A 15,194-nucleotide genomic window follows, 5' to 3' on the forward strand; every position below is an offset into this window, starting at 1 on the left:
TCGACCAACACTCATCTTATCGCCGCGATGACGCAGGCAGGAGCCGTTATTCATTATTTGACGATAAGAGGGGCTTTGTTGAATAAATCGAACTTTTAGGTGACTGGCGGCTCTGATCACTACATTCGTTTCAACATCAGGTCCCCATGGCAAAGCAAAAGTTTAAAATCACCAACTGGCCCGCATACAACAATGCGCTCAGGCAGCGGGGGGACATGACAGTATGGCTTGATGAGTCAGCCATTGCTGCATGGACTGAGAGTACACCACCTGAACATCGTGGCCGGCCGCTTCACTACACCGATATGGCCATTACCACGGTTCTGATGATAAAGCGCGTGTTTAACCTTTCGCTCCGGGCGTTACAGGGTTTCGTTGACGCGATTTTTAAACTGATGGGGCTGTCGCTGCGCTGCCCAGATTACTCTCTGGTCAGCCGGCGAGCAAAAACCGTCGACATCAGCATAAAAACGCCAACCCGCGGCGAAATCTCACACCTGGTCATCGATGGCACCGGCCTGAAAATCTTCGGCGAAGGCGAATGGAAAGTCAAGCAGCATGGGGCTGAGAGGCGCAGAGTATGGCGCAAGCTTCATCTGGCAGTAGATAGCGCGACACATGAAATTATCTGTGCCGATTTATCGCTAAGCGGTACGACAGATGCGCAGGCGCTGCCCGGGCTGATTAACCAAACCCACCGGAAAATCAGGGAAGCGTCGGCTGACAGTGCTTACGATACGCGTTACTGTCATGATGCTCTGCTGAGGAAAAAAATAAAGCCGCTTATCCCACCGCGAAGTGGTGCGCAATATTGGCCAGCTCGATACCATGAGCGTAACCATGCGGTGACAAATCAGCATCTGAGCGGCAATAACGATACCTGGAAAAAGAAAGTAGGTTATCACCGGCGTTCACTGGCTGAAACGGCCATGTTCCGGTTTAAAACACTTCTGGGTGGTCATCTGAGTCTGCATGACTATGACGCGCAGGTAGGTGAGGCTATGGCAATGGTCAAAGCGCTTAACCGGATCACGCTGTTAGGAATGCCAAACAGCGTCCGTATCATGTAACAATCGCCCTGATAGGGAGGAAGTCGTCACAAATTTCGGATTTATTCAACAAAGCGACACCAAGGGCGTATTGATACCCGACGCCATGGTAAAACCCATTGATAAGGAGCGCGACGCGCTTGTCAAGGATATTGTGGCACGCGCCCGGCCGTTGCATGAGGCATTAGCGATTTTAAACACCGCGCGTTTGTCGATATTCAGGTATTGATTGACCTGTCGATTGAGCAGTACGGGGTAAAACGTGGTGGCAGAAAAGGCAATGTGACGTTGTATTCCTTTGATGGCCGTTACAAGGTTATCCGCGCCCTGCAGGACCGCATTACCTTTGATGAGCGTATCCAGGCCGCCAATGACGGAGTAGACGCAGAATGCGCGCCCGGAGCTGCTGGCCATTATTGACCAGGCGTTTTCCACCGATAAGAATGGTGATATTAATCTGGCCCGTATTCTGCAGCTGCGTCGCCATGATATTACCGACCCGCGCTGGTTGCGGGCAATGGATGCACTGGCGGAAGCGGTGCAGGTGGTGAGCAGCAAGAGCTACATTCGCCTTTATGAGCGCATCGACGAGACCGGGCAATATCGGCCGTTGTCGCTGGATATCGCCGGGGTATGAATCATGAAGGCAGAACAGTTTAATCAATGTTATCCGGTCGGCGCGACTTTTATTTATCAACCTAACCGGATTTTAAAAAATGGCACCTTAATAAGGACCCTGGACAGGGACCCTGTACACGATTCTGTGTAAATGCCTTTTCTCAGAAGTGACCGTCCAGGCGGTCACCGAACTCGATAATAAAGCGGCTCATTGCCATGCGCCAGTCCCTCATACTGGTTCCGGTCACATCCGATCACTGATTCCGATTTCACCCGATCACTAATTCTGATTTCATCCGATCACTGATTCCGGTCGCCTGATCAGCGATTCCGATTTTGTCCGATCGCTCATCTTCTGTTCCGCCATACTCTGGAGACTTTTAGCTTCCGGGGGCATGGCATGGCACGTAAAAAAAAGAAAGCGAGAACGGAAATGTGCATCTATATTAATGTCTTACGTATGAAATTCGAGCAGCGTCGCTCGAATCGCACTATCGCAGCAGCGCTCGGCATAGGCTGTACTACCGTACACGATATCCTCGGCCGATTCACGGTAGCTAACCTGGTCTGGCCATTGCCGGCGGAACTGTCCCCCGTCGACCTCGACCGCCTGCTCTATCCCGGCAAATCCGGAAAAGTTATCAATACCTTACCCAGCTGGCTTGATATCGATACCGAGTTAAGCCGCAAGGGCATGACCAAGCAGCTGCTCTGGATGGAATATCAGTCCGCCGTGGGCGGTGATGCCCTCGGTTACTCACAGTTTTGTGCAATGTTCCGTGACTGGAAAAAGAAGCAGCGGTGTTCCATGCGCATGGAGCACAAGACTGGCGAAAAGCTCTTCATCGACTTCTGTGGCCCCACCGTACCTATCGTCAACCCTGCGACCGGTAGCGTACGCCAGGTCGCTATCTTCGTCGCTGCCATGGGCGTGTCCGGCTATGCGTATATTGAAGCCTGCGAAGGCCAGGACATGGCATCATGGCTCAACGCCAATAGCCGCTGCCTGCACTTCATGGGTGGGGTTCCGGAGCTGATGATACCTGATAATCTGCGCAGCGCTGTCAGCACCCCTGACCGCTATGAGCCGGTCATAAACCAGAGCTACCAGGCGCTGGCAAATCACTATGGGACAGTGGTGCTACCGGCGCGCCCGAGAAAACCGAAAGACAAGGCGAAGGCAGAATCAACTGTGCAGCTGGTAGAACGCTGGGTTTTGGCCCGGTTGCGTAAACGTAGGTTCTACTCGCTGGCCGAACTCAACCAGGTGATACGAGAACTCAATCATGAGTTGAATCTGCGCCCGATGCGTCATTACGGCGGACAAAGTCGCCTTGAACGCTTCGAGCAGCTGGACAAACCGGCTCTTGGGCCTCTACCGCCCACACAATGGGAATACAGTGAGTATCTCGTTGCCCGAGTGGGACCTGATTACCACATAGACTACGGCAAAAACTGGTACTCGGTGCCGCATCCGCTGGTTGGCGAGCGCGTTGACGTCATCGCCACCCAACGGCTGGTGCAAATCCACCATAAGGGCGTCTGCGTGGCTACGCACCCTCGCAGCGATAACGCCTATAGGCACACCACTCAGGCGGCGCACATGCCGGCTAACCATAAGGGGCAGAGTCAGTGGACGCCGGAAAGGCTGTGCAGTTGGGCGCTGTCGGTGGGTGTGTGCACACTGAAAGTGGTCGAGTCCATCCAAAAGAGCAAAGCCCATCCGGAGCAGGCTTACCGCTCCGTGCTGGGGCTACTCAATCTGCAACGGCGCTATGAGACGACGCGACTGGAGAAGGCCTGCGCGCTGGCGTTGGAGAAAGGGTGCATTAACCGCTCTTTCATAGCCAACGTATTGAAACACGGTCGTGAAAGTGAGGTCACCCAGGACGGAGCCGGCGTATCAATGCTGGTTCACGAAAACCTCCGAGGTCCGGACAGTTATCACTAAGGAGAATAAATATGGATACACTGTTAATGGCTCTGCGAGAGCTGAAGTTGTCGGCAATGGTCCAGGCGTTGGAGACGCAACGCGAACTCCCGGGGAGTTATGGGGAGCTGGGGTTCGAGGAGCGGTTGTTGCTGATGGTAGAAGCGGAAAATTTTCATAGAAAAAACAACTACATATTCCGTCTGCGACGGCAATCGCAAATGCGCTTGCAGGCAAAACCGGAAGATATCCGCTATATCCCTAACCGAGGAGTGACACCGGAACAGATGCGAGATCTGCTAGGGGGACAATATCTGAAATATCAGAAAAGCATACTCATCACGGGGCCGACAGGTACGGGCAAAACCTGGCTCAGTTGTGCGCTTGGTGAGCAGGCATGCCGGCAGCAATATAGCGTGCGTTACTGGCGAGTGGGTCGGTTGCTGGCCCATCTTCACCAGTGTCAGGTAGACGGGACCTATCTAAAACAGCTTAATCAGTTAGAAAAAATAGAGTTACTGATCTTGGACGACGTGGGCCTAGAATCAATAAGTCCGATGCAGGCAACGATGCTGTTGGAGGTGATGGAAGATCGCTACGACAAAAGCAGCAGCATCCTGATCAGTCAACTGCCGGTGAAAAAATGGTATGGACTGATAGAAAACCCCACGACAGCTGACGCGTTACTCGATCGGTTAGTACACCCCAGCTATAGACTGGAACTTAAAGGCGAATCACTACGCAAAGAGCAAGGAGTAGCCAGCACAGGAAAAATAGACTAAACCCGAGTCAGAAGATGAGCGAACACGTGATCGAATATCACTGGAATGGGTGATCGGAAAATATCGGAATAACTGATCGGATGTCGCCGGAACGACCCTGTACACGATTCTGTGTAAATGCCTTTTCTCAGAAGTGACCGTCCAGGGGCGGTCACCGAACTCGATAATAAAGCGGCTCATTGCCATGCGCCAGTCCCTCAAAGGCATTGTCCATTTCTGTGAGGCCGCCTGTATCGCCAGCCACACCACCTTTTTCACTGCGTCGTCGGTCGGGAACACCTTGCGCTTTTTGATGGCATGCCGGATCACGCTGTTTAACGACTCGATGGCGTTGGTCGTGTAGATCACCTTGCGGATGTCCGTTGGGTAGGCAAAGAACGTGGCCAAATTGGCCCAGTTTGCCTGCCAGCTTCGACTTATTTGCGGGTAGCGGATGTCCCAGGCACTGGAGAACGCTTCCAGCGCCTGCAAGCCGGCTTCTTCCGTAGGGGCCTGATAGATAGCTTTCAGGTCGCGGGTGACGGCCTTGTAGTCCTTCCAGGAGACGAATCGCAGGCTGTTGCGCACCATATGCACGATACACAGCTGGAGCCGCGCCTCCGGATACACCGCGTTAATAGCGTCAGGGAAACCTTTCAGCCCGTCTACGCAGGCGATAAGGATATCGTTCAGGCCGCGGTTTTTCAGCTCTGTCAGCACGTTCAGCCAGAACTTTGCGCCTTCATTTTCGGCCAGCCACATACCTAGCAACTCTTTCTGGCCTTCGATGTTGATGCCCAGCGCCAGGAACACAGATTTGTTGATGATGCGGCTGTCCTGCCGGACTTTTAGAACGATACAGTCAAGATAAACAATGGGATAGACTGCATCCAGAGGCCGGTTTTGCCATTCGACAACCTGCTCCATGACCGCATCGGTGACCTTTGAGACCAGCGCCGGCGAGACATCGGCGTTATACAGCTCTTTGAACGCGGCGGCGATCTCGCGGGTGGTCATCCCTTTGGCGTACAACGATAAAATCTGGTTATCCATCCCGGTAATCCGGGTCTGGTTCTTCTTCACCAGTTGCGGTTCAAAGGAACCGTCACGATCGCGCGGAGTACGCAGCGCCAGCGGGCCATCGCCAGTGGTAACGGTTTTTGTGGAATAGCCGTTGTGGGCGTTGGTCCCCGGTTTAGGCTGATTTTTATCGTAGCCGAGGTGATGGGTCATTTCGGCATTGAGAGCTGCTTCGACGCTGATTTTTTTCAGCAGCCGATCGAAGTGACTGAGATCTTCGGGGGTTTTGAGATTTTTGGCCAGTTCGTTAGCCTGAGCCTGCAACTGTTTTTCGTCCATAAATTAACCTGTTTTTGATGTTGGATTGAACATATCAAAATCAGGCAAATACACAAATTTCTAAACAGGCTCAAGGCCCGCAGATGCGAGCCTATGCGGTCTGATTAGATTAAGCTGCTTGCAATTCCAACCGTTTTCCAAGGGCGAGCATTGCGCGCTGTACTGTGTCGATTTTTGTGGAATGATGCAGATCAAACAGGCGGGTTACCTCCTGTTTTTTTACTCCCATGCGCGCTGCCAGCTCAACTTGTGTTAAGCCAGAATCAACAAACGCATTAAGCAGCACCACTTTTGACGCAACGCTTAGCGGGACGTCTACATAATCGCCAGTGATGGCGCTGGGCGGTGGGACTTTACGGTTATCCTCAAAGTAAAAATCAAATGAGGTGACAAGCGCATCAAGCGCCATCGCTAATGCTTCGTCCCGGCTGTCCCCTTGGGTTAACGCCTCGGGTATATTCGGGAAAGACACCATAAAACCGCCTGTATCTGGCTGCAAGTTTACGGGATATCGCATATCGTCTTAGTGAATCTCCGCGAGTACCAGCCCCGTAGGGCTGGTTTTTTATTTCAAGCCAAGCTGCTTAAGTATGGCCTTACGCAGCGCTTCTTTTACGCTTTGTTGAATAAATCCGAAATTTTTGACGACTTCCTCCCTATCAGGGCGATTGTTACATGATGCGGACGCTGTTTGGCATTCCTAACAACGTGATCCGGTTAAGCGCTTTGACCATTGCCATAGCCTCACCTACCTGCGCGTCATAGTCATGCAGACTCAGATGACCACCCAGAAGTATTTTAAACCGGAACATGGCCGTTTCAGCCAGTGAACGCCGGTGATAACCTACTTTCTTTTTCCAGGTATCGTTATTGCCGCTCAGATGCTGATTTGCCACCGCATGGTTACGCTCATGGTATCGAGCTGGCCAATATTGCGCACCACTTCGCGGTGGGATAAGCGGCTTTATTTTTTTCCTCAGCAGAGCATCATGACAGTAACGCGTATCGTAAGCACTGTCAGCCGACGCTTCCCTGATTTTCCGGTGGGTTTGGTTAATCAGCCCGGGCAGCGCCTGCGCATCTGTCGTACCGCTTAGCGATAAATCGGCACAGATAATTTCATGTGTCGCGCTATCTACTGCCAGATGAAGCTTGCGCCATACTCTGCGCCTCTCAGCCCCATGCTGCCTGACTTTCCATTCGCCTTCGCCGAAGATTTTCAGGCCGGTGCCATCGATGACCAGGTGTGAGATTTCGCCGCGGGTTGGCGTTTTTATGCTGATGTCGACGGTTTTTGCTCGCCGGCTGACCAGAGAGTAATCTGGGCAGCGCAGCGACAGCCCCATCAGTTTAAAAATCGAGTCAACGAAACCCTGTAACGCCCGGAGCGAAAGGTTAAACACGCGCTTTATCATCAGAACCGTGGTAATGGCCATATCGGTGTAGTGAAGCGGCCGGCCACGATGTTCAGGTGGTGTACTCTCAGTCCATGCAGCAATGGCTGACTCATCAAGCCATACTGTCAGGTCCCCCCGCTGCCTGAGCGCATTGTTATATGCGGGCCAGTTGGTAATTTTAAACTTTTGCTTTGCCATGGGGACCTGATGTTGAAACGAATGTAGTGATCAGAGCCGCCAGTCACCTAAAAGTTCGATTTATTCAACAAAGCCCTTCTTTTATCTCAGTTCCGGGATGTCTTGGCATTACGCTTCGCTTCCCGTTTAGTTTGAGCTTCAAATGGTTCGTGCCGTTTGAAACCTCTACCCCCTGAGATTCAAGCCACCGCCTGAACTCGCTTTGCTTCACTACTCCTCCTGTCTGTTGAACATGAAACTATAGTAAGCAATTTTGCTTACCAGGTCAATATTTTTGTTTACTTAATTTCAGGAGGGCAATAAAAAAGCCCCGGCGTATTGCCAGGGCTTAATGTTCTTTGCCACCGCATACAGCAATAGCTGTATATTTAATTTATCTGAATAATAGCCATATTAATTGACTTTTGCAATAGCTTGCTGCGAGAAATCTATTTTTTGTTGCGACCTCGTTCTCACAGCACATAACAAAGATGCACTATCTAGTCGTATAAATATTGAGTGCATAGTATGCCAATATGCTGAATAGTTTTTGCTCCAGTTGTCTGCTTTGACCCCTATCAATTCCGCCAATTTTTGTCATTGGTAGGTCTCTCGCCCTGCCAGTTCTGCTTTTACGTCCTGTGCCGCCAGCCAGATAAGCGCCCTCATACGCTCCATTGTCTTGCCCGCGATTTTCCGCACCCCCAGTTGCTTTTTGAATTCAGCCCAAGCCCACTGTGTTATCGTGACATGGTGTTCAAATCGAATATTTTCGCTATAGTTCCAAAGCAGCCACGCTTTTTGATGCTCATCAAATGACAACACCGCCCGACGCCACGACGCTGTGACGAATTCGATTGGCTGCACAAGCGCGATAGACGAGCCTTTGGCCCGCGACTGCTTACCGGGCAGCGGCGGATTGTTGAGCGTAATCATTTCTTCTGATATCTCATCCCATACTTTCATTCTTTTGCGCCGGTATCTGTTCGTATCAAATTGTACGTTTTCTACCCATGCCCGCTTTGTTGAATAAATCCGAAATTTGTGACGACTTCCTCCCTATCAGGGCGATTGTTACATGATGCGGACGCTGTTTGGCATTCCTAACAGCGTGATCCGGTTAAGCGCTTTGACCATTGCCATAGCCTCACCTACCTGCGCGTCATAGTCATGCAGACTCAGATGACCACCCAGAAGTGTTTTAAACCAGAACATGGCCGTTTCAGCCAGTGAACGCCGGTGATAACCTACTTTTTTTTTCCAGGTATCATTATTGCCGCTCAGATGCTGATTTACCACCGCATGGTTACGCTCATGGTATCGAGCTGGCCAATATTGCGCACCACTTCGCGGTGGGATAAGCGGCTTTATTTTTTTCCTCAGCAGAGCATCATGACAGTAACGCGTATCGTAAGCACTGTCAGCCGACGCTTCCCTGATTTTCCGGTGGGTTTGGTTAATCAGCCCGGGCAGCGCCTGCGCATCTGTCGTACCGCTTAGCGATAAATCGGTACAGATAATTTCATGTGTCGCGCTATCTACTGCCAGATGAAGCTTGCGCCATACTCTGCGCCTCTCAGCCCCATGCTGCCTGACTTTCCATTCGCCTTCGCCGAAGATTTTCAGGCCGGTGCCATCGATGACCAGGTGTGAGATTTCGCCACGGGTTGGCGTTTTTATGCTGATGTCGACGGTTTTTGCTCGCCGGCTGACCAGAGAGTAATCTGGGCAGCGCAGTGACAGCCCCATCAGTTTAAAAATCGCGTCAACGAAACCCTGTAACGCCCGGAGCGAAAGGTTAAACACGCGCTTTATCATCAGAACCGTGGTAATGGCCATATCGGTGTAGTGAAGCGGCCGGCCACGATGTTCAAGTGGTGTACTCTCAGTCCATGCAGCAATGGCTGACTCATCAAGCCATACTGTCAGGTCCCCCCGCTGCCTGAGCGCATTGTTGTATGCGGGCCAGTTGGTGATTTTAAACTTTTGCTTTGCCATGGGGACCTGATGTTGAAACGAATGTAGTGATCAGAGCCGCCAGTCACCTAAAAGTTCTATTCAACAAAGCCCCTCCTATACTGCAAAAAGATACATCTTGGTATTCAGCGAGGTTGTAATGCCATCCACTTCACCGTCAATCAACTCCTTTAATGCTGGAGAGTTTTCCCCTCTGATGATGGGGCAGACAGATTTTCAAAAATGGAAAAGCGGCTGTAAAAAGGTGCTGAACTTTATACCCCGTTCACAAGGGCCCTTAGAGCGTAGAGGCGGAACCTATTACGTGAATCCGATGCTTTGTTGAATAAATCCGAAATTTGTGACGACTTCCTCCCTATCAGGGCGATTGTTACATGATGCGGACGCTGTTTGGCATTCCTAACAGTGTGATCCGGTTAAGTGCTTTAACCATTGCCATTGCCTCACCTACCTGCGCGTCATAGTCATGCAGACTCAGATGACCACCCAGAAGTGTTTTAAACCGGAACATGGCCGTTTCAGCCAGTGAACGCCGGTGATAACCTACTTTCTTTTTCCAGGTATCGTTATTGCCGCTCAGATGCTGATTTGCCACCGCATGGTTACGCTCATAGTATCGAGCTGGCCAATATTGCGCACCACTTCGCGGTGGGATAAGCGGCTTTATTTTTTTCCTCAGCAGAGCATCATGACAGTAACGCGTATCGTAAGCACTGTCAGCCGACGCTTCCCTGATTTTCCGGTGGGTTTGGTTAATCAGCCCGGGCAGCGCCTGCGCATCTGTCGTACCGCTTAGCGATAAATCGGCACAGATAATTTCATGTGTCACGCTATCTACTGCCAGATGAAGCTTGCGCCATACTCTGCGCCTCTCAGCCCCATGCTGCCTGACTTTCCATGCGCCTTCGCCGAAGACTTTCAGGCCGGTGCCATCGATGACCAGGTGTGAGATTTCGCCGCGGGTTGGCGTTTTTATGCTGATGTCGACGGTTTTTGCTCGCCGGCTGACCAGAGAGTAATCTGGGCAGCGCAGCGACAGCCCCATCAGTTTAAAAATTGAGTCAACGAAACCCTGTAACGCCCGGAGCGAAAGGTTAAACACGCGCTTTATCATCAGAACCGTGGTAAATGGCCATATCGGTGTAGTGAAGGCGGCCGGCCACGATGTTCAGGTGGTGTACTCTCAGTCCATGCAGCAATGGCTGACTCATCAAGCCATACTGTCAGGTCCCCCCGCTGCCTGAGCGCATTGTTGTATGCGGGCCAGTTGGTAATTTTAAACTTTTGCTTTGCCATGGGGACCTGATGTTGAAACGAATGTAGTGATCAGAGCCGCCAGTCACCTAAAAGTTCGATTTATTCAACAAAGCCTGAATCCGACTAAAAATACTTCTGCCAATGTTTGGCTTGGTAGGTTTGAGTACAACACCACGCAAGCGTTTATCCTTGAATTTGGTGAATATTATATCCGGTTTTATTCTGATCATGGGGTTGTTTTAGACGGTGACAACAATACGCTTGAAATTACTTCACCATGGAATGAGTCCGCATTAACGAATGATGATGGCAGCTTTGGTTTGTCCATGGTTCAAAGTGGCGATGTTGTTTATATCTGTACTTACTCGGCGCTTTGTTGAATAAATCCGAAATTTGTGACGACTTCCTCCCTATCAGGGCGATTGTTACATGATGCGGACGCTGTTTGGCATTCCTAACAGTGTGATCCGGTTAAGTGCTTTAACCATTGCCATTGCCTCACCTACCTGCGCGTCATAGTCATGCAGACTCAGATGACCACCCAGAAGTGTTTTAAACCGGAACATGGCCGTTTCAGCCAGTGAACGCCGGTGATAACCTACTTTCTTTTTCCAGGTATCGTTATTGCCCCTCAGATGCTGATTTGCCACCGCATGGTTACGCTCATGGTATCGAGCTGGCCAATATTGTGCACCACTTCGCGGTGGGATAAGCGGCTTTATTTTTTTCCTCAGCAGAGCATCATGACAGTAACGCGTATCGTAAGCACTGTCAGCCGACGCTTCCCTGATTTTCCGGTGGGTTTGGTTAATCAGCCCGGGCAGCGCCTGCGCATCTGTCGTACCGCTTAGCGATAAATCGGCACAGATAATTTCATGTGTCACGCTATCTACTGCCAGATGAAGCTTGCGCCATACTCTGCGTCTCTCAGCCCCATGCTGCCTGACTTTCCATTCGCCTTCGCCGAAGACTTTCAGGCCGGTGCCATCGATGACCAGGTGTGAGATTTCGCCGCGGGTTGGCGTTTTTATGCTGATGTCGACGGTTTTTGCTCGCCGGCTGACCAGAGAGTAATCTGGGCAGCGCAGCGACAGCCCCATCAGTTTAAAAATCGAGTCAACGAAACCCTGTAACGCCCGGAGCGAAAGGTTAAACACGCGCTTTATCATCAGAACCGTGGTAATGGCCATATCGGTGTAGTGAAGCGGCCGGCCACGATGTTCAGGTGGTGTACTCTCAGTCCATGCAGCAATGGCTGACTCATCAAGCCATACTGTCAGGTCCCCCCGCTGCCTGAGCGCATTGTTGTATGCGGGCCAGTTGGTAATTTTAAACTTTTGCTTTGCCATGGGGACCTGATGTTGAAACGAATGTAGTGATCAGAGCCGCCAGTCACCTAAAAGTTCGATTTATTCAACAAAGCCCGATTGATCTTCAAAAGCGTGATCCGTGATTTCGCCCGATGCCACGCCGATTCCGGTGTATTATTACCCTTATTTCGGTCATGGGGCGACGAATAATCCAATGTTACTTAAGCATCAGGCGGTTATTACTTGTCCTGCCGAACAGGAATATTGCACTTTGCGGCAGCCGGCTATTCGGCCTGAGCCGAAAAGAGGGCAGCAGAGAAATGCGCGTGCGGTGGAATAAAATGCCGCTGTAAGCGACAGCGTAATCCACCGGCAGCGCCACAGTGACAGCAAGTGAGCCTGCACTCACTTGTTGAAATATTTATCTACCAAAGCGTAGAGAATTGCTGCGGTTCATTATCCACCGTGCCCTGCCAGTCAGCGGGGCGAAAATGCAATTGAAAAGCCTGGATAAGGTTTTTATAGCCGCCGGCGCCTGTTGCTCCCGCGATGTTATAGCCGTAGGTCTTGAGTTTGGCTTTTAATCGCCGCCTGGTCAGGCGTTCCGTGTTCAGCAAAGTCGTCGCTATACTGCTGTTTAGTCGCATCATCAAACCAGGCGCCTATGCCCGCCTCGTACAACTTTCTCCAGGGAAACGCCGCGCCGGGATCGAATTTCCGCCCGGGGGCAACATCACTATGGCCGACCACCTGTGTAGGGGTTATATCTGGATAGCGTTGCAGGACAGACTGCGCTAATTGAATGATGGCCTCGACTTGCACCGGAGGATAAGGCGGGAAGGTCCATTTCCCCGCGTTAACCGACGCCAGGTTCACATTTTCTATCCCGATAGACGTATCGTTGAGATTGTTGCGCCCGGCCCAGGCGCTAAGGCCGGCGTGCCAGGCGCGATCCTTCTCGTCCACCAGGTTGAAAATGCGCATATCATTGAAGCCGGCGTCGATATAGCTTTGATCGTCGGGATCGGGCACCAGATAATGCGCGCTGAGGGTCGCGTCGCCGCTCAGCGCGTTGACCGAGTCGGCGAAATTGAGAGCGGTGTAATGCATAATCAGAAAGCGTACGCGTTGGTTAAATCCTTTTACTGAACGGTAACTTGTCGTATCGATGGGGTACATGGCCAGGACTCCTTCCTGTGGGATGATTGTCTAGCGCTATTCATAACACCCCCTGTCGCCGTCGGCAACGACAGGCTGTTGGGTCATTTCTAGGACATTGCGTACGGGGCGGCAAAAGGTTGTGCCGCGCACGGTTCCCCTTGTCTACCGAAAAGGCAATTCTCAATGGGGGAACCGGCCACGCGGCGAATAGTTAGCGATATAAACGGACGGACCACCCGGCTCCGCCACGGATCGCGGGACACGTCAACAGACAAAGTGGGCGCGGTCCACATAGATGACAGATGGACACGCCACTGGACGACCGGGCGATCAGCGACCGGTGGGCGCGCAAGCGGGCACGCTCAGTGGCCCAGCGCGCCCTGGCGCGCTGCATGCATCATCGCCGGATAAAGTTGCCAAAACGCCGTTTCCAGCCGGTCATAATGGGTTTGGATCTCCGGATAAATCTCGCCCAGCGCCGACAGCCGCGGGTGGCGCTGGGCCATACCGTTTAGCACCTGGGCCAGAAAAGGCCCATCGGCATAGCGCAGCAGCCAGCGTTCCCGCCACAGATAGCGGTTAAGGGATTGAAACCCCACCGGCGTATCCGGCAGCGCGGGCGCGATTTCCCGCTGCGCCCGCAAGACGAATTCCGCCAGCGGCAACTGTGGCTCGACCCGCAGCCAGTGGCGCGACAGAAAATGATCCCAGACTACATCCAGCGCGATAGGCGCCACCCGCCGCGTCGTGGGCGAAAACAGCGTGCGCACCTGCTTTACCGCTTCGTGACTATCGGTAAGGCTATCAATTCGGCGATGCATACGAATCCCCGCCACAATCGCGGGTGAAATAGAGGCCTTCGGGATCGCCGCGGACAAAATCCGCCATCAGATTTCCGAGCAGGGAGCTATGCGCCAGGGTGGGGAGATGCAGATGAGCAAGAAAATTCATTTCATCAGTATACGGCAAAAGCGGCGCGACATAGCTTAATTCTTGCAGGGCGGAACGCATAGCCCTAGACTAAGCCGCCTGTTTTTATGCTGAAGTGATTTGCCATGCGCGTTGCCGACTTCTCTTTTGAATTACCCGATAATCTGATTGCCCGCTATCCGCAGGCGGAACGCAGCGCCTGCCGTCGCTGGACGGCCAGACGGGCGCGCTGGCGCATCAGGTTTTTACCGATTTGCTGGATAAACTGGCGCCTGGCGATTTACTGGTATTCAATAATACCCGGGTGATCCCCGCCCGATTGTTCGGCCGCAAAGTCAGCGGCGGTAAAATCGAAGTCCTGGTGGAAAGAGTTCTCGATGATAAGCGGGTACTTGCCCACGTGCGCGCGTCCAAGGCACCGAAAGCCGGCGCCGCGCTGCTGTTGGGGGATGATGACAGCATCGCCGCCACCATGGTGGCGCGCCACGATTCACTTTTTGAGCTGCGTTTCGACGACCCCCGTGATGTGCTGACGCTGCTCAATGATGCCGGCCATATGCCTTTGTCGCCCTATATCGATAGGCCCGACGAAGCCGCGGATCGTGAGCTCTATCAGACGGTTTACGGTGAACGGCCCGGCGCGGTGGCGGCGCCCACCGCCGGCCTGCATTTCGATGAGCCGCTGCTGGCGGCGCTGCGCGCCAAAGGGGTTGCAATGGCGTTTGTCACCCTGCATGTGGGCGCTGGAACCTTCCAGCCGGTGCGGGTGGATCGGATCGAACAGCATCAGATGCACTCGGAGTATGACGAAGTGCCGCAAGAGGTGGTTGATGCGGTTCTGGCGTGCAAGGCGCGCGGCAACCGGGTCGTGGCCGTCGGTACCACCTCCGTGCGCTCCCTTGAGAGCGCGGCCGCGGCGGCGGGAGAGAATACCCTGGCGCCGTTTTTTGGCGACACGCGCATTTTTATTTATCCCGGTTATCATTTTCGCGTGATAGATGCGCTTATCACCAATTTTCATCTGCCCGAGTCCACCTTGATAATGCTGGTATCGGCGTTCGCCGGTTATCGCCATACGCTGGCGGCCTACCGGGAAGCGGTGGCGCAGGCGTACCGTTTTTCAGCTATGGGGACGCCATGTTTATCACCCGGAACCCTGCCGCTGCCCAAGAGCGCGTGGGTGAGTCGTAATCGGGCGGGCTGATCGGCAATAGCGGGTCTGGATCCGTGCTTTGCGCGAACCGTCGGCGGCAGAAAGCAGGGATTAA

At 52.6% G+C, this 15,194-nt stretch carries 9 protein-coding genes and 7 pseudogenes; 6 read left to right on the plus strand and 10 right to left on the minus strand.

The genetic code is table 11. The features are described 5' to 3' along the window. Nucleotides 1-146: 146 nt before the first annotated feature. From SOPEG_RS17670 to istB, 4 genes and pseudogenes are all read left to right on the plus strand, one after another. Entirely contained in the window at nucleotides 147-1,070 is a 924-nt protein-coding gene (locus SOPEG_RS17670) for an IS5-like element ISSoEn1 family transposase (RefSeq protein WP_025246351.1), read from the plus strand. 85 nt (nucleotides 1,071-1,155) lie between these two features. Beyond that, nucleotides 1,156-1,686 (plus strand): annotated as a pseudogene (locus SOPEG_RS17675) (DUF3164 family protein). Nucleotides 1,687-2,067: 381 nt separating this feature from the next. After that, the gene (gene istA, locus SOPEG_RS17680; RefSeq protein WP_081743052.1) at nucleotides 2,068-3,618 is read left to right on the plus strand and encodes an IS21-like element ISSoEn3 family transposase; all 1,551 of its coding nucleotides are present in this window, start codon (nucleotides 2,068-2,070) and stop codon (nucleotides 3,616-3,618) included. A gap of 11 nt (nucleotides 3,619-3,629) precedes the next feature. Then, nucleotides 3,630-4,379: an IS21-like element ISSoEn3 family helper ATPase IstB gene (istB, locus tag SOPEG_RS17685; RefSeq protein ID WP_025246354.1), complete on the plus strand. Its 750-nt coding sequence runs from the start codon at nucleotides 3,630-3,632 to the stop codon at nucleotides 4,377-4,379. Between the two features lie 127 nt (nucleotides 4,380-4,506). On the opposite strand, the pseudogene SOPEG_RS17690 reads toward istB, so the two are convergent. The 7 genes and pseudogenes from SOPEG_RS17690 to SOPEG_RS17715 all read right to left on the minus strand — a co-directional run bounded on the left by SOPEG_RS17690 (nucleotide 4,507) and on the right by SOPEG_RS17715 (nucleotide 10,564). After that, a pseudogene (locus SOPEG_RS17690) lies at nucleotides 4,507-5,717 on the minus strand (IS256-like element ISSoEn2 family transposase). 109 nt (nucleotides 5,718-5,826) lie between these two features. Beyond that, on the minus strand, nucleotides 5,827-6,234 hold the full coding sequence (locus tag SOPEG_RS17695) for a type II toxin-antitoxin system HicB family antitoxin (protein WP_025246356.1): 408 nt from the start codon (nucleotides 6,232-6,234) through the stop codon (nucleotides 5,827-5,829). Between the two features lie 154 nt (nucleotides 6,235-6,388). Next, nucleotides 6,389-7,312 (minus strand): IS5-like element ISSoEn1 family transposase, encoded by a 924-nt coding sequence (locus SOPEG_RS17700; protein WP_025243834.1) that lies wholly within the window; start codon nucleotides 7,310-7,312, stop codon nucleotides 6,389-6,391. A gap of 64 nt (nucleotides 7,313-7,376) precedes the next feature. After that, a complete protein-coding gene (locus SOPEG_RS25255; RefSeq protein ID WP_071882238.1) occupies nucleotides 7,377-7,523 on the minus strand; it encodes a type II toxin-antitoxin system HicA family toxin in 147 nt (48 codons plus the stop codon). Nucleotides 7,524-7,705: 182 nt separating this feature from the next. Further along, nucleotides 7,706-8,308, minus strand: a pseudogene (locus SOPEG_RS25260) (bacteriophage antitermination protein Q); the annotation flags it as partial. Between the two features lie 57 nt (nucleotides 8,309-8,365). Next, nucleotides 8,366-9,289 (minus strand): IS5-like element ISSoEn1 family transposase, encoded by a 924-nt coding sequence (locus SOPEG_RS17710; RefSeq protein ID WP_025246357.1) that lies wholly within the window; start codon nucleotides 9,287-9,289, stop codon nucleotides 8,366-8,368. Between the two features lie 349 nt (nucleotides 9,290-9,638). After that, a pseudogene (locus tag SOPEG_RS17715) lies at nucleotides 9,639-10,564 on the minus strand (IS5 family transposase). 26 nt (nucleotides 10,565-10,590) lie between these two features. On the opposite strand from SOPEG_RS17715, the gene SOPEG_RS28395 reads away from it, so the two are divergent. Next, nucleotides 10,591-10,905 carry a hypothetical protein gene (locus SOPEG_RS28395; protein ID WP_158382452.1) on the plus strand — a complete coding sequence of 105 codons (315 nt, stop codon included), beginning with the start codon at nucleotides 10,591-10,593 and terminating at the stop codon, nucleotides 10,903-10,905. Nucleotides 10,906-10,950: 45 nt separating this feature from the next. On the opposite strand, the gene SOPEG_RS17720 is transcribed toward SOPEG_RS28395, so the two are convergent. From SOPEG_RS17720 to SOPEG_RS17730, 3 genes and pseudogenes are all read right to left on the minus strand, one after another. Beyond that, nucleotides 10,951-11,874, minus strand: coding sequence for an IS5-like element ISSoEn1 family transposase (locus tag SOPEG_RS17720; protein WP_025246358.1), 924 nt, complete (start codon nucleotides 11,872-11,874; stop codon nucleotides 10,951-10,953). 366 nt (nucleotides 11,875-12,240) lie between these two features. Beyond that, nucleotides 12,241-13,014 (minus strand): annotated as a pseudogene (locus SOPEG_RS17725) (N-acetylmuramoyl-L-alanine amidase). Nucleotides 13,015-13,358: 344 nt separating this feature from the next. Then, nucleotides 13,359-13,947, minus strand: a pseudogene (locus SOPEG_RS17730) (acyl carrier protein phosphodiesterase). A gap of 104 nt (nucleotides 13,948-14,051) precedes the next feature. Between SOPEG_RS17730 and queA the strand changes: the two are divergent. After that, a pseudogene (gene queA / locus SOPEG_RS17735) lies at nucleotides 14,052-15,117 on the plus strand (tRNA preQ1(34) S-adenosylmethionine ribosyltransferase-isomerase QueA). Nucleotides 15,118-15,194: the final 77 nt, after the last annotated feature.

This window comes from Candidatus Sodalis pierantonius str. SOPE (assembly GCF_000517405.1).
GTDB classification, from domain to species: Bacteria; Pseudomonadota; Gammaproteobacteria; order Enterobacterales; family Enterobacteriaceae; genus Sodalis_C; species Sodalis_C pierantonii.

What these genes read in the sequence shown, in the direction of transcription:
- SOPEG_RS17670 (WP_025246351.1), top strand. Translation starts at nt 147, where the DNA reads ATGGCAAAGCAAAAGTTTAAAATCACCAACTGGCCCGCATACAACAAT.
- istA (WP_081743052.1), top strand. Translation starts at nt 2,068, where the DNA reads ATGGCACGTAAAAAAAAGAAAGCGAGAACGGAAATGTGCATCTATATT.
- istB (WP_025246354.1), top strand. Translation starts at nt 3,630, where the DNA reads ATGGATACACTGTTAATGGCTCTGCGAGAGCTGAAGTTGTCGGCAATG.
- SOPEG_RS17695 (WP_025246356.1), bottom strand. Translation starts at nt 6,234, where the DNA reads ATGCGATATCCCGTAAACTTGCAGCCAGATACAGGCGGTTTTATGGTG.
- SOPEG_RS17700 (WP_025243834.1), bottom strand. Translation starts at nt 7,312, where the DNA reads ATGGCAAAGCAAAAGTTTAAAATTACCAACTGGCCCGCATATAACAAT.
- SOPEG_RS17710 (WP_025246357.1), bottom strand. Translation starts at nt 9,289, where the DNA reads ATGGCAAAGCAAAAGTTTAAAATCACCAACTGGCCCGCATACAACAAT.
- SOPEG_RS17720 (WP_025246358.1), bottom strand. Translation starts at nt 11,874, where the DNA reads ATGGCAAAGCAAAAGTTTAAAATTACCAACTGGCCCGCATACAACAAT.